We start from the raw sequence: 20,170 nt of genomic DNA, 5'->3' as shown, positions 1-20,170 counted from the left end.
CCCGGGCAGGTGCGCTGCCCACCCGTGGCAGGACGGCGGCCCCGGAGAACGCACACGCGTTCTCCGGGGCCGCCGTCGTACAGCGGGGCGGGTCAGCCGCCGTTCGCCTTCGTGGCGATCCGGTCGCCGACCTCCTTGTCGATGTTGCGCCAGTACTGGAGTGCCCGGTCCAGGACCGGCCGGGACACGCCCTGCGCCAGGTGCCCGGAGACGTTCGACACGAGCCGGTCGCGCGCCGCGTCGTCCAGCACCTCACGGACCTGGGTGCCCGCCTGGCCCCAGTCGTCGTCCTCGCGGTGCAGCTTGTACGCCTCGCGCACCATCTCGCCCGCCGAGGCCCACCCGGCCGGGTCGCCGAAGCGCTCGACGTCGGCGGCGGGACCGCCGTACGAGTTCGGCGCGTACGGCATCGCCGCGTTCGACGCCTCGTACCGCATCGGACCGTCCTTGGCGTACGAATTCACCCGCGAGCGCGCCCGGTTGGGCGGCAGCTGGGTGTAGTTCGGGCCGATCCGGTAGCGGTGCGTGTCCGGGTACGAGAAGAGCCGGCCGAGCAGCATCTTGTCCGGGGACGGGCCGATGCCCGGCACCAGGTTCGAGGGCTCGAAAGCGGCCTGCTCGATGTGGACGAAGAAGTTGTCCGGGTTCTGGTTGAGGGTCATCCGGCCGACGTCGATCAGGGGGTAGTCGCTGTGCGGCCACACCTTGGTCAGGTCGAACGGATTGAAGCGGTAGTCGGCCGCCGCCTCGAACGGCATGATCTGAACCTTCAGGCTCCAGGTCGGCGCGTTCCCGGACTCGATCGACTCGTACAGGTCACGGCGGTGGTGGTCACCGTCCGAGCCGGCCATCTCGTCGGCGTCGGCCTGCGTGAGGTAGTCGATGCCCTGATCGGTCTTGAAGTGGTACTTCACCCAGAACCGGTCGCCCGCGCCGTTCACCCACATATAGGTGTGCGAGCTGTAGCCGTTCATGTGGCGGAACGACTTCGGGATGCCCCGGTCGCCCATCAGCCACGTTACCTGGTGCGCGGACTCGGGCGAGAGCGTCCAGAAGTCCCACTGCATGTCGTTGTTGCGCAGCCCGGTGGCCGGATGGCGCTTCTGCGACCGGATGAAGTCCTGGAACTTGATCGGGTCGCGTACGAAGAAGACCGGCGTGTTGTTGCCGACCATGTCGTAGTTGCCGTGCTCGGTGTAGAACTTCAGCGCGAAACCGCGGGGGTCGCGCCAGGTGTCGGGCGAACCGAGCTCACCGGCGACCGTGGAGAAACGGGCCAGCATGTCGGTGCGCTTGCCCGGTTGGAAGAGGTCGGCCTTGGTGAACTGGCTGACGTCGTTCGTCACTTCGAAGACGCCGTACGCACCCGCGCCCTTGGCGTGGACCACGCGCTCGGGGACCCGTTCACGGTTGAACTGGGCCATTTTCTCGATGAGGTAGTGGTCCTGCAGCAGAAGCGGGCCGTCGGAGCCGATGCTGAGCGAGTTCTCGTCGCTCTCCACCGGAATGCCGACGTTGTTCGTCGTGTAAGGAGCCTTGGCGGATGACTCGGTCACGAGCGTCCTCCCGTCGATAGAGGGCCCGGGGAACCGAGGGCAGCCCGGGGGATGGCAGCGGTCAGATGGCCGCCTGCCCCAGTCAAACCCCGGTACACCAGGTCGGCAACATATCGACGGTGCCCGGGCCCGGCCCCGGCCGGTGCCCTATGTCCGGGTGGCCAGCTCGAACCAGACGACCTTGCCGGTGGACAGCCGGGTCGCCCCCCACCGCCGCGCCAGCCGGTTGACCAGGAACAATCCGCGTCCGCCCTCATCCGTGTCGCGGGCCCGGCGCTGCCTCGGCAGCTGCGGGGAATCGTCCCCGACCTCCACGCGCAGTACGTCCGTACGGAGCAGCCGGAGCGTCACCGGGCGCTCCGCGTACCGCACGGCGTTGGTCACGACCTCGCTGATCAGCAGCTCGACCGAGTCGCTCAGCTCCTCCAGGTCCCAGCGGGCCAGCGCACGCCGGGCCAGCCGCCTGGCCCGGCCCGGAGCGGCGTCCTCCGGATCCAGGAACCAGTACGCGACATCGCTCGGCGCGATCCCGTCGAAGCGGGCCGCGAGCAGCGCGATGTCGTCGTCCCGGTCACCGGGACCGAGCACGTCGAGGACGTCGTCGCAGAGTGCCTCCAGCGGCGGCGCGTGGTCGGGGCCGGTCAGCTGCGCGGTGGCCGCGAGCCGCTCCCGCAGCTGCTCGATGCCCGTCCACACATCGCGCAGCCGCGACTCGACGAGCCCGTCCGTATAGAGGAGGAGGGTCGCCCCGGCGGGTGCGTCCAGCTCGACCGCCTCGAAGTCCACGCCGCCGACCCCGATCGGTGCCCCGGGCGGTACCCGGAGTACCTCGGCCCGGCCGCCCAGGTGGAGGAGTATCGGCGGCGGGTGGCCGGCGTTGGCGATGGTGATGCGGTGCGAGACGGGGTCGTAGACCGCGTAGAGGCAGGTCGCCATCCGGTCCGTGCCGAGCCGCTGGGCCTGCTCGTCCAGGTGGTGCAGCACCTCCTGCGGCGGCAAGTCGAGACCGGCGAGGGTCTGCGCGGTCGTCCGCAGCTGGCCCATGATCGCGGCGGAGGTCATGGAGTGGCCCATGACGTCGCCCACGACCAGCGCGACACGGCTGCCGGGCAGCGGGATCGCGTCGTACCAGTCGCCGCCGACCCTGGCCGTCTCGGCGGCCGGCAGGTAACGGGAGGCCAGCCGTACGCCCGTCGGCTGCGGGAGGTTCTCCGGCAGCATCGTGCGCTGCAGCTCGTCGGCGATGTACGCCTCGCGCCCGTACAGCACCGCCTTGTCGATGCCCAGTGCCGTGTGGGTGGCCAGCTGCGCCGCGACCAGCAGGTCGTTCGGCTCGAACGCGGCCCGGTCCGGCCTGCGCAGGAAGACCGCCGCGCCGATGACCCGGCGCCGGCCGCGCAGCGGCGCGAGGATCGCGCGGTGCCCGGTCGGTACGGTGCGGTCGGCGCCCAGCAGCTCGGGCAGCGCGGCCCGCGCCGCGGCCGAGTCGCCGAAGACGGGACGGACCCCGCGCAGCACCTCGGAGAGCGCGCCGCCCGCGTGCACCTCGCACAGCTCGGCGGCGGCCATCACGTCGGACTGCGGGTCGAGGACCGGCAGCGGGCCGCCGTCGGCGATCTGGAGCGGGATGGCGCCCGCGCCCTCCGGGTACTCGTCGGTCAGCCGCAGCCGGTCGGTGCGCCGCAGCCGCAGGACGAAGGGTTCCACCGGCCGTTCGTCGCCGACGGGCAGCGGATCGCGGAGATAGACGAGTATCGCGTCGGAGAACGTCGGCACCGTCGCCCGGCACAGCCCGAGGACGATCTCGTCCAGGTCTATACCGCGGGCGATACGACGGGTGGCGGCCCCCACGAAGCGCAGCCGGTCACCCTCGCGCCGCGCCGTCCCCGCGGGGTCGAGCACCGGGGCGGCGGGCTGGGGAACGGCGGCGGCCGCCTCCTGCCGCGGCCGGGTGCGTTCCTGCGACCGGGCAACCAGGGGCTGCCGGCCTTCGTGGGAGGGGGGATGCTCCGTCACGCGTGGGGTTCCGTCCGTCCGGGCCGGTGGTGCGATGCGATCGGTGTGACGTCTGGTGTGACTTGGGGTCAGGTCCGGCGCGGCGCTCGTCCGTTGCCCGGGAGCGGCCTTCCGGAGGACGATCCTACGTTTGAACCCTGGGGGCACAACAAGGGTCTCACGAGGTCGTATACGCCGGAACGCGGTCCGGGGGCGGAATCCATCACTCCACCCACGACCCCGGCGGACGCGTCAGGAGGCCAGCCGCGCCGGGGTACGGTCCCAGTCCGCGGGCAGTTCGGGCACCTGCCAGGCGGGGTCGGGCCGCCAGTGCTCCCACCCCTCGGAGAACGGCGCTCCCCAGGCCGTGATCAGCCCGACGGCCTCCTGGCCCGCCTCGCGGACCCGCCGCGCCCGCTCCGGGTCCATCAGCCCGTCCTGCTGCGCCTGCGCGAACTCGTCCTCGTCGCGCCACCGCCAGCTGCGGTCCGGATAGACGTCGATGTCGAGGAAGTGGTCCTCGGAGTCGGTGCCCCCGGACCAACGGGTGCGCGGCTCCTCCAGATTCACGTACCAGCTCTGGAACCGCCAGCCGCGCTCCCACCACAGCCATACCGACCAGGGCTCACCCGGCCGCGCCAGCTTCAGCACGCCCATGCCCCACCAGCGGTCCCGCACCACCGTGCGCGGCTTGGTGTAGCGGGTGTCCAGCGGCTCGCGGTGGACCGGGGTGCCGTCCGCGAGGACCGGCTTCACACAGGGTGTGTCCGGCGCCAGCCATACCGCCAGCAGCTCGTCGGTGTCCTGGACGACCGTGACGGGGCGGCAGATGTGCACGTGGTCGGCGGCGTTCTGCCGGTACCGCCACAGGATCTGTGTGCCGGGCACCCAGTGCCCGTTCGCCGCCGTGTCTGTCATGCGCAGATCTTAGTGTCGGGGCTCCCGCGCCGCTGCGGTTCGCGTCACGCATTCACGGCCGCGTCATCCGCAGCACATCCAGCGCCTCGTCGAGCTGCTCCAGAGTGAGGTCGCCGCGCTCCACGTAACCGGAGGCCAGGACCGTCTCGCGGATCGTCCTGCGCTCGGCGAGGGACTTCTTGGCGACCTTCGCGGCCTCTTCGTACCCGATGTACTTGTTCAGCGGAGTGACGACCGAGGGTGACGACTCGGCGTACGCGCGGGCCCGCTCGGCGTCGGCCGTGATGCCGTCGACCGTACGGTCCGCGAGCAGCCGGGAGACGTTGGCGAGCAGCCGTACGGACTCCAGGAGGTTCTTGGCGATCACCGGGAGCATCACGTTCAGCTCGAAATTCCCGGCGGCGCCGGCCGCCGCGACCGTGGCGTCATTGCCGGTGACCTGGGCCGCGACCATCAGGACGGCCTCCGGGATCACCGGATTGACCTTGCCGGGCATGATGGAGGAACCGGGCTGGAGATCGGGGAGGCTGATCTCGGCCAGTCCGGTGCGGGGTCCGGAGGCCATCCACCGCAGGTCGTTGGAGATCTTGGTGAGGGAGACGGCGAGCGTACGGAGCTGGCCCGAGGTCTCCACGAGTCCGTCGCGGGCGCCCTGCGCCTCGAAGTGGTTGCGTGCTTCGGTCAGCGGCAGCCCGGTCGTACGGGCCACCTCCGCGATGACGGCGCCGGAGAAGCCCGGCGGGGTGTTGATGCCGGTACCCACCGCCGTACCGCCCAGCGGCAGCTCGGCGAGGCGCGGCAGCGAGGCGGTCAGCCGCTCCACCGCGTACCGGATCTGCGCGGCGTAACCACCGAACTCCTGGCCCAGCGTGACGGGCGTGGCGTCCATCAGATGCGTCCGGCCCGACTTCACGACATCGGCGAACTCGTCGGCCTTGCGCTCCAGGGAGGCGGCGAGGTGGGCCAGCGCGGGCATCAGTTCACCCGTGACGGCGGCGGTCGCGGCGATGTGGATGGACGACGGGAAGACGTCGTTGGAGCTCTGCGAGGCGTTGACGTGGTCGTTCGGGTGCACGGAACGGCCGAGGCGCTCGGTGGCGAGCGTGGCGAGGACCTCGTTGGTGTTCATGTTGGAGGAGGTACCGGAACCGGTCTGGAAGACGTCCACCGGGAAGTGCTCGTCCCAGTCGCCCGCCGCGACCTCGGCCGCCGCGTCCTGGATGGCGTCCGCGATGTCCTGGTCGATCACCCCGAGACCGGCGTTGACCTTGGCGGCGGCGGCCTTGATCCGGGCCAGGGCCTCGATATGGGCGCGTTCCAGGCGCTGCCCCGAGATGGGGAAGTTCTCCACCGCGCGCTGCGTCTGGGCACGCCACTTGGCGTGCGCGGGGACCCGTACCTCGCCCATGGAGTCGTGCTCGGTGCGGTACTGGCTCTCATCGGTCGTCATCGTCGTCGTACCTCCTGGAGGGTGAGCGTCCGGCTGATCCGATGTGTTCCCGCCCGCGCCCGCGACACCACACGACACCACACGACGGCACGGGAACGCCCTCCCCGGAGGAAGGCCGGGGAGGGCGTGCTGAGGGGTGTCGAGGGGTACGGACGTCAGACGAGGCCGGGGCCGCGCACCGGGATGGTGGTGAAGGTCGGGGCCGGGACCGGCTCGGTGAAGAAGTCGTTGCCCTTGTCGTCCACGACGATGAACGCGGGGAAGTTCTCCACCTCGATCTTCCAGACCGCCTCCATGCCGAGCTCCTCGTACTCGACGACCTCGACCTTCTTGATGCAGTCCTGCGCGAGCCGGGCGGCCGGGCCGCCGATCGAGCCGAGGTAGAAGCCGCCGTGCGCGTCGCAGGCGGTGGTGACCTGCTGCGAGCGGTTGCCCTTGGCGAGCATCACCTTGGAGCCGCCGGCCGCCTGGAACTGCTCCACGTAACTGTCCATCCGGCCGGCCGTCGTCGGGCCGAACGACCCGGAGGCGTACCCCTCGGGGGTCTTCGCCGGGCCCGCGTAGTAGACCGGGTGGTCCTTGAGGTACTGCGGCATCTCCTCGCCCGCGTCCAGCCGCTCCTTGATCTTGGCGTGCGCGATGTCGCGGGCCACGACCAGCGGACCGGTGAGCGAGAGGCGGGTCTTGACCGGGTACTTGGTCAGCTCGGCGAGGACGTCGTCCATCGGACGGTTGAGGTCGATCGTGACGACGTCGTCCTCGGTACCGAGGTGCTCGTCCGTTGTGTCCGGGAGGAAGCGCGCCGGGTCGGTCTCCAACTGCTCCAGGAAGACGCCCTCGGCGGTGATCTTCGCGACGGCCTGGCGGTCGGCGGAGCAGGAGACGGCGATCGCGACCGGCAGCGAGGCGCCGTGGCGCGGCAGCCGCACCACCCGCACGTCGTGACAGAAGTACTTGCCGCCGAACTGCGCCCCGATGCCGATCTTCTGCGTCAGCTCGAAGACCTTCTCCTCCAGCTCCTTGTCCCGGAAGCCGTGACCGGTGGGGGAACCTTCGGACGGCAGCTCGTCCAGGTAGTGGGCGGAGGCGTACTTCGCCGTCTTGAGCGCGAATTCGGCCGACGTGCCGCCCACGACGATCGCCAGGTGGTACGGCGGGCAGGCGGCCGTTCCGAGCGAGCGGATCTTCTCCTCCAGGAACTTCATCATGGAGGTCTCGTTGAGGACCGCCTTGGTCTCCTGGTAGAGGAACGACTTGTTGGCGCTGCCGCCGCCCTTCGCCATGAAGAGGAACTTGTAGGCGCCGCCGTCGGTCGCGTACAGCTCGATCTGCGCGGGCAGGTTCGAACCGGTGTTCTTCTCCTCCCACATGGTGAGCGGAGCCATCTGCGAATAGCGCAGGTTGAGCTTCGTGTACGCGTCGAAGATGCCGTGCGACAGGGCTTCCTCGTCGCCGCCCTCCGTCAGCACGTTCTGGCCGCGCTTGCCCATCACGATGGCGGTGCCGGTGTCCTGGCACATCGGGAGTACGCCGGCCGCCGCGATGTTGGCGTTCTTCAGCAGGTCGAGCGCCACGAACTTGTCGTTCGAGGAGGCGTCGGGGTCGTCGATGATCCGGCGAAGCTGTGCGAGGTGGGCCGGGCGCAGGTAGTGCGAGATGTCGTGCATCGCCTCGGCGGCGAGGGTGCGCAGCGCTTCCGGCTCGACCTTGAGGAACGTACGCCCGTCGGCCTCGAAGGTGGAGACACCTTCGGCGGTCACCAGGCGGTAAGGCGTGGTGTCCTCTCCCAGGGGAAGCAGGTCGGAGTACGCAAACTCTGGCATTTCGGCCATTCCTCACTCGACAGACAGTGGCGCCGCCTCCGTTGGCAGCGCCGCTGTCCAGCGTAGGGTGCGCCGCCGGCGCCGCCGGTGTGAGGTAGGGCTCAGTCGCGGCGAGCTGCCGTGCCAGGAGTTCCGGGCCCGCGAAGATCCGCCGGACAGGGCCTGGTCGCGATCTATCGCGTTTCGCTACCCTGGGACCGTGGACCTCGAAAAGCACCCCCAGCAGCCGCTCGCACCGGCGGAGCCCGCCGGAATCCGGGCCTCCGACGCCGACCGGGACCGGATCGCGGACATCCTCCGGGAGGCCCTGGCGGAGGGCCGCCTGGACGCGGAGGAGCACTCCGAGCGGATCGACTCCGTCTACCGGGCCAAGACGGTCGGCGAACTGGAGCCGCTGGTACGGGACTTGCCGGCCGTCGGCAGCGAAGGGCAGCCCGCTGCCGCCGCGTCCACGGCGTACGGATACGGCCCCGAGGACTCCACGTCCCCCGCCGAGAGCCTGGTCGCCATCTTCAGCAGCTCGACCCGTAAGGGCCGCTGGCGCATCGGCCGCAGGACCCATGCCTTCTCGCTCTTCGGCAATATCGAGATCGACCTCACCGAGGCGCTCTTCGGGCAGCGGACCTCCGTGATCAACGCGACGGCCATTTTCGGAAACGTCGAGGTCCGCGTCCCCGAGAACATCACGCTGCGCGGCAGCGGTACCGGTATCTTCGGCAATTTCGAGGTGGTCACGCTGGAAGGCGCCGACCCGCAGGCGCCGGTCGTCGCGGTGAACGGCTACTCGGTGTTCGGCAATGTCGAGGCCAAGCCCAAGCGCGGGAAGCGCATCGCGGATCTCCAGGACCGGTTCCGCAAGGACCTCGGTTAAAGAGGTTGTTGTTCAACCCGGCGCGGGGGGCCGGCGGCGAGTGGGCGTCCGTCATTCCGTACTGCATTCCGAATTCCGGAACTGAGTGCCACGCAGTGCATAGGAGCGCGCACAGCGGGTAGGGAAGGCTGCATCGTCTCTCGCTCGCGAAGCCGTCGTCAGGAGTAGACCGTGCTGCAACTGCCGCATCAGCCCGTGCGGGTCGCCGCCGTGCCCCCGCAGCGGAGTCCCGCCCGGGAGGATCAGGCCGGCCCCTGGCATTCGGAGGCGGTGTGCCGCCGGGACGAGGCCGGACTGTTCTTCGCTCCTTCGAAGGAGCCGACAGCCGCGAGGCTGGCGCGGGAAGAGGCCGCCAAGCGGGTCTGTGCCCGCTGTCCCGTGATGGTGGAATGCCGGGAGCACGCACTGCTCCAGCCCGAGCCGTACGGGGTGTGGGGCGGCCTGACGGCGGCCGAGCGCCGCGTGGTGCTGGCCCGCCGCAGGCGGCGCGAGGTGGAGCTCAGGAAGGCGGTCGCGGCGGACGGCCGGATCGCCGCCGCAGGCTGACCCGGACCGGCCCAGGCTCGCGACTCCGCGCAGCCGACCCGTACCCGTACTCGTATCCGTACCCGTACTCGTATCCGTACCCGTACCCGTACCCGTGCGACGGAAGGGGCGCCCCCGCCGCACAACGGGGGCGCCCCTTCCGTGCGGTGGTGGTGCCTCAGGGCTGTCCCGCCCTGACTGGCGGGCGCACGTATGACGGGCCGGCCCTCACTCGTCGCGGTCGAAGTCGATCGTGCTGTAGGCGCGCAGCTTGGAGAGCCGGTGGGTCGAGTCGATCTGCCGGATCGTGCCCGACTTCGAGCGCATGACCAGGGACTGGGTGGTCGCGGTCTCCGAGCGGTAGCGCACCCCGCGCAGCAGCTCGCCGTCCGTGATGCCGGTGGCCACGAAGAACACGTTGTCGCCGCCGACCAGGTCCTCGGTGGACAGGACGCGGTCCAGGTCGTGGCCGGCGTCGATCGCGCGTTGCCGTTCCTCGTTGTCCTTGGGCCAGAGCTTGCCCTGGATGACGCCGCCGAGGCACTTGATCGCGCACGCCGAGATGATGCCCTCGGGTGTGCCGCCGATGCCCATCAGCAGGTCCACGCCGGTGCTTTCGCGCGCCGCCATGATCGAACCGGCCACGTCGCCGTCGGAGATGAATTTGATCCGGGCGCCGGTCTCCCGGATCTCCTTGACCATGCCCTCGTGGCGCGGCCGGTCGAGGACGACCACCGTGACGTCCTCGGGAAAGATCCGCTTGGCCTTGGCGACCCGGCGGATGTTGACGGCCACGGGCGCGTTGATGTCGACGTAGTCGGCGGCCTCGGGCCCGGTGACCAGCTTGTCCATGTAGAACACGGCGGACGGGTCGAACATGGCGCCGCGGTCGGCGGCGGCCAGCACGGCGATGGCGTTCGACATGCCCTTGGCGTTGAGGGTGGTGCCGTCGATCGGGTCCACGGCGATGTCGACCTCGGCGTGGGTGCCGTCGCCGATCCGCTCGCCGTTGTAGAGCATCGGGGCTTCGTCCTTCTCGCCCTCGCCGATGACGACGACGCCGTTCATCGACACGGTCGAGACAAGGGTCCGCATGGCGTTCACCGCCGCGCCGTCCGCGCCGTTCTTGTCGCCGCGTCCGACCCACCGGCCGGCGGCCAGCGCGGCGGCCTCGGTGACCCGGACCAGCTCCAGGGCCAGGTTGCGGTCGGGGGCCTCGGGGGCGACCTCAAGGGCGGAAGGCAGATCATGTTCGGTCATCGGTGCGCACCTTTCTGTACGACGACGGCCGGAAAAGAGGGTGATACGACTGTATCCACAGATCGATAGTTTGAGCAGAGGGGGCCACGGATGAGCGCGTAACCCCGGATGCGACGATGGGGCGGTGGCAGGTATGCGAGGCAGACAGACAGTGCGGGACATGTTCCTGTCGATGGCGGTCATCGGGCTCGTCGTCGGCGGCATCTACATCTTCATTCCGCACGACGAGAACGGCGACCCGGTCCAGGCGGTCGACTACCGCGTCGAGCTGGTGACCGCGCGGCGTGCGGCGCCGTATCCGGTGGCGGCCCCGGCCGGACTCCCGGAGAACTGGAAGCCGACGTCCGTCTCCTACGAGCGGCGGAACGAGAACGCGTGGCACCTCGGCTATCTGGACCCGGACGGCCAGTACATCGCGGTCGAGCAGTCCAGCGCGCCGGCGGCGAAGTACGTGCCGGAGGTCAGCCAGCAGGCGGCCGACACCGGAGAGACGCAGCGGATCGCGGGCGAGGACTGGCAGCGCTGGGAGGGGCCGAAGTACGACGCCCTGGTCCGCACGGCCGGCGGCGCGACGACTGTGGTGACCGGTACGGCGTCGTACGAGCGGCTGGCGGAGATGGTGGCCGCGCTGAAGGCGGAGCGGGCGTCCTGAGGCCGTAGGGGCTGTGCCGAGGTCGTGCCGGCTGAAGCGGTCCCGGGGTCCCGGGGTCCCGAGGGCATGTCCGGGGCCGGAGCGACGGCCCCGCGGTGACATGACTGTCCCGCGATGACACGGGCCGGGTACGGGCGAGGCCGCCACCCCCTCCGGGGGTGGCGGCCTCGTCGTTCCGCCGGGTCGGACGGCTCGGACGCCGTCCGTCGTCCGTCGTGCGTCTCAGACGGTGGTGATGACCTCGTCGTACGCGAGGCGCGGCGAGCGCGGGTACCAGGCGTCGTCGCCGGGCCTGCCGATGTTGACGATCATCAGCGGGGTGTGGTCGCCGTCCAGGAACTCCTTCTGGACGCCGGCCGGGTCGTAGCCGGTCATCGGGCCCGCGGCCAGACCGGCGGCGCGGACACCGACGATGAAGTAGGCGGCCTGGAGGGCGGCGTTCATCTGGGCGTTCGACTCGCGGATCGGGCGCTCGCTGAAGAACATGTCCTTGGCCTGGGGGAAGGCCGGGAAGAGCTGCGGCAGCTCCTCGTGGAACTCGTTGTCGGCGGCCAGGATGGCGACGAGCGGCGCGGCGGCGGTCTTGGCCTGGTTGCCCTCGGCCATGTGCTGGACGAGGCGCTCACGGGCCTCGGCGGAGCGGACCAGGACGACGCGCAGCGGCGACTGGTTGAAGGCGGTGGGACCGAACTTGACCAGGTCGTAGATCGCCTGCACCTGCTCGTCGGTCACCGGCTCGTCGGTGAACGTGTTGGCGGTGCGGGCCTCCCGGAAAAGGAGGTCCTGCGCGATCGGGTCAAGGACGAGGGACATGGAAATGCCTTCCGGACGGGCGGTGGATCATGCGGTCGGCCCACCGTACGGGGGAAATTGGTTAATTTTCAACCAATGCCGGAGCCTGGTGATTCACTTCACAGCCGAGGTGAGGTAAGGGGCGCGGAGCGGGGAAAGCGCGGGATCAGACGTCTCCCGAGGCGGCGCTGTCCGGAGCCGCCAGCGACGCGTCCAGCCGGGCCCGGGCGCCCTCCAGCCAGCGGCGGCACACCTTCGCCAGCTCCTCGCCCCGTTCCCACAGGGCGAGGGATTCCTCCAGTGTCGTACCGCCGGCCTCCAGCCGGCGCACGACCTCGATCAGCTCGTCCCGCGCCTGCTCGTACCCGAGCGCGGTCTCTTCCGTCCCTGCCATCTGGTCCACCCTCCGTACGCGTCCGTGGACGCGGGTCCGACAACGATTGCCCTGCGGTCCGGCCGGGAGGAGCGCCCCCGCCGTTCATCCCGCGGCTCCTCCTGCTCCGCCGCTCCGGTCCGAGCCGGCCGATCCGTTACTCCCCTACTCCACGACACGGACCGTGAACTCACCCTCCGCCACCCGGGCCCGCAGCTCCTCGGCCGCGCGGACATCACCCTGGGCCCGTACGACCGATCCGTCCGTCCGCTGGAGTACCGCGTATCCCCGCTCCAGCGTCGCCGCCGGAGACAGCGCGACCACCCGCGCCCGGGTGTGCGACAGCTCGGAGTCCGCACGGTCCAGCAGATGCCGCAGGACCCGCCTGCCGCGGTCGGTCAGGGCCGTCACCTCGGCGGCGCGCTCGTCCACCATCCGCTGCGGCCGCTCCATCACCGACCGGCCCAGGGCGTGGGCGAGGCCGCGCTCCTCCCGGTCGAGCAGCCCCCGCACCGTACGCAGCGCCCGGTCCCGCAGCGCCTGGACGCGGTCCAGCTCCTCCCCGACGTCCGGCACGGTCCTCTTCGCCGCGTCGGTCGGGGTGGAGGCCCGTACGTCCGCCACGAGGTCCAGCAGGGGAGCGTCGGGCTCGTGCCCGATCGCGGAGACCACCGGCGTACGGCACGCGGCCACCGCCCGGATCAGCCGCTCGTCCGAGAACGGCAGCAGATCCTCCACGCTGCCGCCGCCGCGCGCCACGATGATCACGTCCACCTCCGGCAGCGCGTCCAGCTCCCGCACCGCCTCGACGACCTGCACCACCGCGTTCACCCCCTGCACCGCTGTGTTGCGCACCTCGAAGCGGACCGCGGGCCACCGCCGCCGCGCGTTCTCCAGCACGTCGCGCTCGGCCGCCGACGCCCGCCCGCTCACCAGCCCGATCAGCTGCGGCAGAAAGGGCAGCGGCTTCTTGCGGGCGGTGTCGAAGAGACCCTCGGCCCCCAGCGACTTCTTCAACTGCTCCAGCCGAACCAGCAGCTCGCCGATCCCGACCGGCCTTATCTCGGTGGCCCGCAGCGAGAGCTGCCCGCGCGGCGCGTACCACTCCGGCTTGGCCCGCACCACGACCCGGGCGCCCTCGGACACCACGTCGGCGATCGCGTCGAAGACCTGCCGGTAGCAGGTGACGCTGACCGAGATGTCGTGCGCGGGGTCACGCAGCGTCAGAAAGACCACGCCCGCGCCCGGCCGGCGCGAGAGCTGGGTGATCTGCCCCTCGACCCAGATGGCGCCGAGCCGGTCGATCCATCCGCCGATGAGCCGCGACACCTCGCCGACGGGCAGCGGGGCTTCCGCGGACGTGTTGAGAGCCATACAAGGAGCGTATCGGCCCCTTCCGACAACGCCCCCGTGCCGCCCCCGCCGACCGACAACGCCCCCGTGCCGCCCCCGCCGACCGGTACCGACCCGTGCCGCCCCCGCTGCCCGTGCCGACCGGTCGCGCGGCCCGGCGACGACGAGGCGAAACCGGCGGCCGAAGGGCGCGTACCTCCCCTGGGACCGCCTACCGTGCCGGTCGCACCTTCCCCTGGGACCGCCTACCGTGCCGGTCCCACCTCCCCTGGACCGCCTACCGTGCCGGTCCCACCGGCGCGGAATCGGGCCGTCCGCCATGCCCCCGCTGCATCGCCAGCACCACCAGTCCCACGCCCAGCCAGAAGGCCCCCACGATCTGCGCCGAGTCGGCTGCCTCCACGATCACCGCGATCAGGATCCCCGCGCCGACCACCGGCAGCACCACATGCCGGAACCAGCGCGGCGGCCCCTCCGCGCGCCGGACCGCGAACCATCCCACCACCGAGGCGTGCAGCAGCACGAACGCCGTCAGCGCCCCGATGTCGACGATCGAGACCAGATCGTCCAGGCCGTTGTCGAGCCGGGCGGCCCACACCGCCGCGATGAGCGTCACCAGCGCGGCCAGCAGCAGGGCCACCCGGGGCACGCCCGAGTCCGTACGCGACAGCACGTGCGGCAGCCGGCGCTGCCGGCCCATCGCGAACAGCAGCCGCCCCGCCGCCGCCTGCCCGGCCAGCGCCGCGAACGCCGCGCCGATCGCCTTGCTGGCGGCCACCAGGTCGTGCAGCCAGCTCCCGACAGCGCTGTCCACCGCGTCGTAGAACGCCGACCCCTGCTTGACCGGGTCAGCCGCCAGCTCGGCCGAGGACATCGGCTCCAGCAGCGCCACCAGATACGTCTGCGCGATGAACAGCACGCCGGAGAGCACCAGACAGAACAGCACCGCCCGCGCCACCTTCCGCGAACCGCCCGTCACCTCCTCGGCGAACGAGGCGATCGCGTCGAAGCCCAGATAGGAGAGCACCGCGACCGACACCGCGCCGAGCACCGCCGTCAGGGAGAAGCCCGCGTCGCTGGTGAACGGTGTGGACCAGCCGCGCGTGGCGCCGTTCTGTACGAGCACCACGATGGCCGACACCACGAACACCACCAGCACCACGATCTCCATCGCGAGCACCGCGAAGCCCACCCGGGCCGCCGCCCGTACCCCCCACAGATTGAGCAGCGTGGTGATCACGACGGCGATCGTGGTCCACACCCACCGGTCGACGGAGGGCACCAGCGACTGCATCGCGATCCCGGCGAAGAGATACGCGACGGCCGGGATCAGCAGATAGTCGAGCAGTGCCATCCAGCCGGCGATGAATCCGGGCCCCTCGCCGAGCCCCTTGCGGGCGTAACCGAAGACGGAGCCGGCCTGCGGGGCGACCCGCACCATCTGCGCGTAACTGATCGCGGTGAACGCCATGGCGACCGTCGCCACCACGTAGACGAGCGCCACCGACCCGTGCGACTTGGCGTCGAGCGTGCCGAAGACACCGACGGGAGCCATCGGGGCGATGAACAGCAGCCCGTACACGACGAGATCGCGGAACCCCAGCGTCCGCCGCAGAACCCCCTCCACCGGCAGGCCACCGCCCGCTGACTGCCCGTCCGTACCGGTGCCGGTGTCGGCCATCGCGTCCCTCCGTCGATCGCGTACGCCCAGTCTCGGGCCGCCGGGCGAACTTCCGCCTCTTCTGGACGGCCTTACGATGGGACGTATGACTGCCACGTCCCGCCCGTCGCCCGCCGCCGCCCCCAGTGGAGACGCCGCGCGCCGCGCCGGCAAACGCGTCCTGCTCGCCGCTCCCCGTGGTTACTGCGCCGGTGTGGACCGTGCCGTGATCGCCGTGGAGAAGGCCCTGGAGCAGTACGGCGCGCCGGTCTACGTCCGCCACGAGATCGTCCACAACAAGTACGTCGTGCAGACCCTGGAGAAAAAGGGCGCGATCTTCGTCGAGGCGACGGCGGAGGTCCCCGAGGGGTCGATCGTCATGTTCTCCGCGCACGGTGTCGCACCGGTCGTCCACGAGGAGGCGGCCCAGCGCCGGCTCGCCACCATCGACGCGACCTGTCCCCTGGTCACCAAGGTCCACAAGGAAGCCGTCCGCTTCGCCCAGGAGGACTACGACATCCTGCTGATCGGCCACGAGGGCCACGAAGAGGTCATCGGTACGTCGGGCGAGGCCCCGGAGCACATCACGCTGGTCGACGGTCCGGACGATGTCGCCAATGTCGAGGTCCGCGACGAGTCCAAGGTCGTCTGGCTCTCCCAGACCACGCTCTCCGTCGACGAGACCATGGAGACCGTCGACAAGCTCAAGGAGAAGTTCCCGCAGCTGATCGCGCCGCCGAGCGACGACATCTGCTACGCCACGCAGAACCGCCAGATCGCGGTCAAGCAGATGGGCGCCGACGCCGACCTGGTGATCGTCGTCGGCTCCAAGAACTCCTCCAACTCGGTACGCCTCGTCGAGGTCGCCCTCGGCGCCGGCGCGGGCGCCTCCTACCTGGTGGACGGCGCCGACGAGATCGACGAGGCGTGGCTGGACGGTGTCTCCACGGTCGGCGTCACCTCCGGCGCGTCCGTTCCCGAGGTGCTCGTCGAGGGCGTGCTGGAGTGGCTGACCCGGCACGGCTTCGAGGACGTCGAGATCGTCAAGGCGGCCGAGGAGTCGATCACGTTCTCGCTGCCCAAGGAACTGCGCCGCGACCTGCGGGCCGAGGCGGCGGCGGCACTCGCGCGGAAGTAGCGGAAGGAGCGGCGGCGGGCCGGCGGGTGGCAGCGCGTCCGGTGACGGAAGCCCCTGCCGGGCGGTCGCCCGCCGGGCGGCCCTCCGGCAGGCGACTTCCCGGCCGAGAAGTTCCGCTCCTGGAAGTCGCTATCAGCGTCTGCCCGTAACGTTGTGTCCATGAACGTCTTCGGAGTGGACATCGGCGGTTCAGGCATCAAGGGCGCACCCGTGGACCTGGAGCGCGGCGACCTGGTCGAGCCGCGTCACAAAGTACTCACCCCGCACCCGGCGACGCCCGAGAGCGTCGCCGACGGCGTGGTCGAGGTCGTACAGCACTTCGGCTGGTCGGGGCCGGTCGGCATCACCTTCCCGGGGGTGGTGACCGGTTCCGTGATCCGCACCGCCGCCAATGTCGACAAGGCATGGATCGATGTGGACGCGGGACAGGTGCTCGGCGACCGGCTGGGCCTGCGGGCCACCGTCCTCAACGACGCCGACGCGGCGGGCGTGGCGGAGATGGCGTTCGGCGCGGGGCGCGGTCGCAAGGGCACGGTGTTCCTGCTGACTTTCGGTACGGGCATCGGCAGCGCGCTCTTCATGGACGGCAAGCTCGTGCCCAACACCGAGCTGGGCCACCTGGAGCTGAACGGCCACGACGCGGAGAAGCACGCCTCGACGAAGGCCAAGGACGACGCGGATCTGAGCTGGCACCACTGGGCACACCGGGTGCAGAAGTATCTGGCACACGTCGAGATGCTGTTCTCGCCCGAGCTGTTCATCATCGGCGGCGGGGTGAGCCGCAAGGCCGACAAGTTCATTCCGCTGCTCGAAGGGATCCGGGCCGAGATCGTCCCGGCGGAGCTGCAGAACAACGCGGGAATCGTGGGCGCGGCGATGGCGGCGGCGGGGAAGTGACACCGGCCCGGCTCCGCCCGTAGGCGACGGCCGGGCTCCGGCGCGAGCGGGCTCCGGCGCGAGCGGGCCCCGACGCGAGCGGGCTCCGGCGGCGCCGGATTCAGCGGCGCCGCTCGGCCCCCGTGGCGGTGGTCCTGACCGTGCCGCCCCTGACCGTGCCGCCCCTGGGCGTACCGGTCCTGGGCGCGGTGACGCCGGTGGTGGTGTTGCCGGTCCTGCCGGTCCCGGTCCGGCCCGCTGCCGCGTCCCGGGCGAACTGGCGCCGGCCCATCTGCCGGACCTTCCGCACGGACGCGATCACCCCGGCGACGAGCGTGCCGCCGTACAGCCAGCCGGCGTGCACGGCCAGTGCGGTGACGAGCGCGATGAGATGGCCGCCGAAGCCCTCGGTCCCGCCGGCGATCGGCAGCGTGCCGACCGCGAAGGCGATCGGCACGCCGATCGGGGCCGTCACCAGGTCGGCGGTCCGCACCCAGAGCGCCGTCAGTGCGCTGACCGGCAGGAACAGCAGCCCGTAGACCAGCGGCGAGCCGTCGAAGACCAGATCGTCCAGGAAGGCGAAGAACAGCATCGTCGCGGTGGCGAACAGGCCGGCCCCCAGCCCGGTGAACCGGGGATTGGGCAGTCCGCGCAGCTGGAGCACGACGGGCGGCACCCGCCGGGCACCCGGCGCCCGGTAGCCGCCGCCGGTCCCGGCGGCGGTGCCGCGCGGTGAGGGAGGGGCTCCCGGTCGCTGCCGGCGCTGGGGTTGACGTGTCCTGTGCTGCTCCACCGGACCAACGTAGGTGGCAGAGGGGGATGAATCAGGCGTTGGACACGCCCTTTGGGTGACCTTGGCGGTGAGTTCGAGGCCCGGACCGGCCCACGGGCGTGTCGTGGGGCGCCCCGAACCCGTCGTCGACCGCTACGGCCCGCCCGTAAACTGGGGGGTCGGTCCGCCCTGGGCCACACAGGCCATCAGCCAGTCCTCACTTCAGGAAGTCGCCAACGTGTCGCTCACGATCGGGACGGTGGGCCTTAGGCGCAAACTTGAGCCGCTGTCTGCCCAGTGTCGAGCGGACGAGGCAGTGCTCGCGGAGGAAGCCTTCCAGCTCGGCGGTGCCCAGGTCGTGCATCGTGAGCCCGGTCCTTGTGGCGGTGTAACCGCGTCGGGGATCTTCGGTCGTGGGGTAGACCGAGTCCGTGCCGTACTTGGGGAGGCAGCTGTGGGGGAACGCGATCCATTCGTCGTACATCTCGATGAGGACGGCAGTGGTGAGACGTTCGAGGGCGTTGGGGTGGGGAAGATCTGGACGACGTCGACGCGGTGCTTGATCTCCCGTCTTCTTCCAAATCCGCTCGGCGAAGGCGGTCAGGTCGGTCTCGGCTGCCAGGAGCATGGCTTTGACCTTGGGAAACTGCCGTCCGAGCATGTCGGCGACGGTGTCGAGCTGGAACGGACCAGTTCGGTGGTGGGCTGGGCGAAGATCGTGCGGATCGTCGCGGCCACCATCTCGCCGGAGTCTTTGCTGATCGCACGGAGATGACGTTGCGCAGGAACTGAATGCGACACCGCTGGAGGGCGATGCCGAGCATGGCCTTGCGGACCACCTTGACCAGCCCGGAATGATGGTCGGCGATGACCAGGCGGACCCCCGGTCAGGACGCGTTCACGCAGGGAGCGCAGAAACTCGGTCCAGAACGCATCGGTCTCGCTGTCGCCGACCATGAGTCCGAGGACTTCGCGTCCGCGGGTCCTCGGTGATGCCGCCCCGCCCAGCGCCTTGAGCAGGTCGTCCACGCTGCGAGTGGACACCCGTGGACGTATGTCTCCATGATCATGGTGTAGAGGGCCTGGTCGATTCGACGCCGGCGTTCCAGCAGTGATGGGGAGAGAGATCCAGTGCGGAGCTTGGGGATCGCCAGGTCCAGGTCCCCGGCCTGTGCGGGTCTCGGTGTGCTCGCCCGGTGCGGCACCGATGTGGGCGGTGACCTTGAGTTCGATGAGTTCCTGTGGGGTTTCTGGGCCAGAGCACGGACCAACTCGATTCCGTCCGCCGTGCGCAGTGAGGCTTTCTCAGCGGAATGATCTCCGTGAAGCGGGCTGATCGGCACATGCCCGGATGGATCAGTCCGGGTAGCCCGGCTCTAGGCAGACGTAAAGCCCCTGGTAGGACAGATGTCCGTATCCACAGAGGCTTCACGTTGGTTACCTACGTCGCCACGCTCGACGTCCCGCGCCACGTCGTCGAGTACCTGTCCCGACTCGAGGCTGCCCTCAGGCGTCGGTAAATGGGGTCAGAAGGCTCGCAGCCTCTCGATGTGGCGTCTCTGCTGTTTGCCGTCCTGTTTGATGTGCACACTGACAAGTATTCTTGGGCCGTCCGGCTTGTAGTAGATGCGGCCAAGTCGTTCACTTCCCGTGATGCCCGTCGCCAATTTCGTCACCTCGAACCAGCCACTCATTCCCTCAAGGTCCTTTCCGGCAAGGCGCCCAGAGCCGATCTCAGCTAGTGTCTCGTGATCCTGTTCATGTCAGTTCGAGTTGTTATTGACAAGTTTCTTCACGTTGGTCGCGACGAGCCTGACCTTCGCGAGGACCTCGCCGGCGGTCGCGGTCCAGGTGAACGGTTTCGCGCTCTCGTTCCAGGAGGTGATGTAGTCGCGGATCTGTTTGATCAGGACATTGACGCTGGAGAACGTGCCTCGGCGGATGGACTGCCGGGTCAGGATTCCGAAGCAGATCTCGATCTGGTTGAGCCACGAGGAGCCGACGGGAGTGAAGTGGAAGTGGACGTGTGGGTTTTTGGCCAGCCATTCCCTGACGTCCGGCGTGGTGTGCGTGGAGAGGTTGTCCAGGACGACGTGGATGTCCTTCCCGGCGTGCGGTCTCACCGCCTTCTTCAGGAAGGCCAGGAAATCCTTGCC

At 70.1% G+C, this 20,170-nt stretch carries 19 protein-coding genes; 5 read left to right on the top strand and 14 right to left on the bottom strand.

The features are described from left to right. Positions 1-92: 92 nt before the first annotated feature. From ACIBAE_RS19160 to ACIBAE_RS19140, 5 genes are all read right to left on the bottom strand, one after another. Complete coding sequence (locus ACIBAE_RS19160; RefSeq protein WP_399286603.1) at positions 93-1,556, bottom strand: catalase; 1,464 nt, start codon at positions 1,554-1,556, stop codon at positions 93-95. A 147-nt stretch (positions 1,557-1,703) separates the two neighbouring features. After that, complete coding sequence (locus ACIBAE_RS19155) at positions 1,704-3,572, bottom strand: SpoIIE family protein phosphatase (protein ID WP_399286599.1); 1,869 nt, start codon at positions 3,570-3,572, stop codon at positions 1,704-1,706. A 231-nt stretch (positions 3,573-3,803) separates the two neighbouring features. After that, positions 3,804-4,469, bottom strand: a complete 666-nt coding sequence (locus ACIBAE_RS19150) for a DUF402 domain-containing protein (RefSeq protein ID WP_399286596.1) — start codon at positions 4,467-4,469, stop codon at positions 3,804-3,806. Between the two features lie 52 nt (positions 4,470-4,521). Beyond that, positions 4,522-5,919 carry a class II fumarate hydratase gene (locus ACIBAE_RS19145; protein ID WP_399286593.1) on the bottom strand — a complete coding sequence of 466 codons (1,398 nt, stop codon included), beginning with the start codon at positions 5,917-5,919 and terminating at the stop codon, positions 4,522-4,524. Between the two features lie 155 nt (positions 5,920-6,074). Further along, positions 6,075-7,751, bottom strand: a complete 1,677-nt coding sequence (locus ACIBAE_RS19140) for a fumarate hydratase (RefSeq protein ID WP_399286590.1) — start codon at positions 7,749-7,751, stop codon at positions 6,075-6,077. 190 nt (positions 7,752-7,941) lie between these two features. Between ACIBAE_RS19140 and ACIBAE_RS19135 the strand changes: the two genes are divergently transcribed. Beyond that, a complete protein-coding gene (locus ACIBAE_RS19135) occupies positions 7,942-8,613 on the top strand; it encodes a DUF1707 domain-containing protein (protein ID WP_399286588.1) in 672 nt (223 codons plus the stop codon). 171 nt (positions 8,614-8,784) lie between these two features. Next, positions 8,785-9,159 carry a WhiB family transcriptional regulator gene (locus ACIBAE_RS19130; RefSeq protein WP_399286585.1) on the top strand — a complete coding sequence of 125 codons (375 nt, stop codon included), beginning with the start codon at positions 8,785-8,787 and terminating at the stop codon, positions 9,157-9,159. Between the two features lie 207 nt (positions 9,160-9,366). On the opposite strand, the gene glpX is transcribed toward ACIBAE_RS19130, so the two are convergent. Continuing rightward, positions 9,367-10,398, bottom strand: a complete 1,032-nt coding sequence (gene glpX / locus ACIBAE_RS19125) for a class II fructose-bisphosphatase (protein ID WP_399286582.1) — start codon at positions 10,396-10,398, stop codon at positions 9,367-9,369. A 133-nt stretch (positions 10,399-10,531) separates the two neighbouring features. On the opposite strand from glpX, the gene ACIBAE_RS19120 reads away from it, so the two are divergent. After that, on the top strand, positions 10,532-11,050 hold the full coding sequence (locus ACIBAE_RS19120) for a DUF4245 domain-containing protein (RefSeq protein WP_399286966.1): 519 nt from the start codon (positions 10,532-10,534) through the stop codon (positions 11,048-11,050). A 222-nt stretch (positions 11,051-11,272) separates the two neighbouring features. Here the strand turns inward: ACIBAE_RS19120 and ACIBAE_RS19115 are convergent, their stop codons facing one another. The 4 genes from ACIBAE_RS19115 to ACIBAE_RS19100 form a co-directional block, all read right to left on the bottom strand. Beyond that, the gene (locus ACIBAE_RS19115) at positions 11,273-11,863 is read right to left on the bottom strand and encodes a malonic semialdehyde reductase (RefSeq protein WP_399286579.1); all 591 of its coding nucleotides are present in this window, start codon (positions 11,861-11,863) and stop codon (positions 11,273-11,275) included. Between the two features lie 145 nt (positions 11,864-12,008). Continuing rightward, on the bottom strand, positions 12,009-12,236 hold the full coding sequence (locus ACIBAE_RS19110) for an exodeoxyribonuclease VII small subunit (RefSeq protein WP_399286576.1): 228 nt from the start codon (positions 12,234-12,236) through the stop codon (positions 12,009-12,011). A 144-nt stretch (positions 12,237-12,380) separates the two neighbouring features. Further along, positions 12,381-13,589, bottom strand: a complete 1,209-nt coding sequence (xseA, locus tag ACIBAE_RS19105; RefSeq protein WP_399286573.1) for an exodeoxyribonuclease VII large subunit — start codon at positions 13,587-13,589, stop codon at positions 12,381-12,383. A gap of 256 nt (positions 13,590-13,845) precedes the next feature. Beyond that, on the bottom strand, positions 13,846-15,249 hold the full coding sequence (locus ACIBAE_RS19100) for an APC family permease (protein ID WP_399286570.1): 1,404 nt from the start codon (positions 15,247-15,249) through the stop codon (positions 13,846-13,848). An 85-nt stretch (positions 15,250-15,334) separates the two neighbouring features. On the opposite strand from ACIBAE_RS19100, the gene ACIBAE_RS19095 reads away from it, so the two are divergent. Both ACIBAE_RS19095 and ppgK read left to right on the top strand, forming a co-directional pair. After that, on the top strand, positions 15,335-16,366 hold the full coding sequence (locus tag ACIBAE_RS19095) for a 4-hydroxy-3-methylbut-2-enyl diphosphate reductase (RefSeq protein WP_399286567.1): 1,032 nt from the start codon (positions 15,335-15,337) through the stop codon (positions 16,364-16,366). 159 nt (positions 16,367-16,525) lie between these two features. Then, positions 16,526-17,263, top strand: a complete 738-nt coding sequence (gene ppgK / locus ACIBAE_RS19090) for a polyphosphate--glucose phosphotransferase (RefSeq protein ID WP_399286564.1) — start codon at positions 16,526-16,528, stop codon at positions 17,261-17,263. A 100-nt stretch (positions 17,264-17,363) separates the two neighbouring features. Here the strand turns inward: ppgK and ACIBAE_RS19085 are convergent, their stop codons facing one another. From ACIBAE_RS19085 to ACIBAE_RS19070, 4 genes are all read right to left on the bottom strand, one after another. After that, positions 17,364-18,035 (bottom strand): DUF6542 domain-containing protein, encoded by a 672-nt coding sequence (locus ACIBAE_RS19085; RefSeq protein WP_399286562.1) that lies wholly within the window; start codon positions 18,033-18,035, stop codon positions 17,364-17,366. A 196-nt stretch (positions 18,036-18,231) separates the two neighbouring features. Beyond that, on the bottom strand, positions 18,232-18,675 hold the full coding sequence (locus tag ACIBAE_RS19080; protein WP_399287001.1) for a hypothetical protein: 444 nt from the start codon (positions 18,673-18,675) through the stop codon (positions 18,232-18,234). A gap of 226 nt (positions 18,676-18,901) precedes the next feature. Further along, entirely contained in the window at positions 18,902-19,219 is a 318-nt protein-coding gene (locus ACIBAE_RS19075; RefSeq protein ID WP_399286559.1) for a transposase, read from the bottom strand. Positions 19,220-19,777: 558 nt separating this feature from the next. After that, positions 19,778-20,170 (bottom strand): transposase (locus ACIBAE_RS19070; RefSeq protein WP_399286556.1); only part of this gene is annotated, 393 nt, incomplete at its 5' end.

Origin of the sequence: Streptomyces sp. NPDC051569, assembly GCF_044454085.1 — a bacterium.
Lineage (GTDB): Bacteria > Actinomycetota > Actinomycetes > Streptomycetales > Streptomycetaceae > Streptomyces.
The sequence above is the reverse complement of the archived record's forward strand: the minus strand, read 5'-3'. Positions and strand labels throughout refer to the sequence as shown.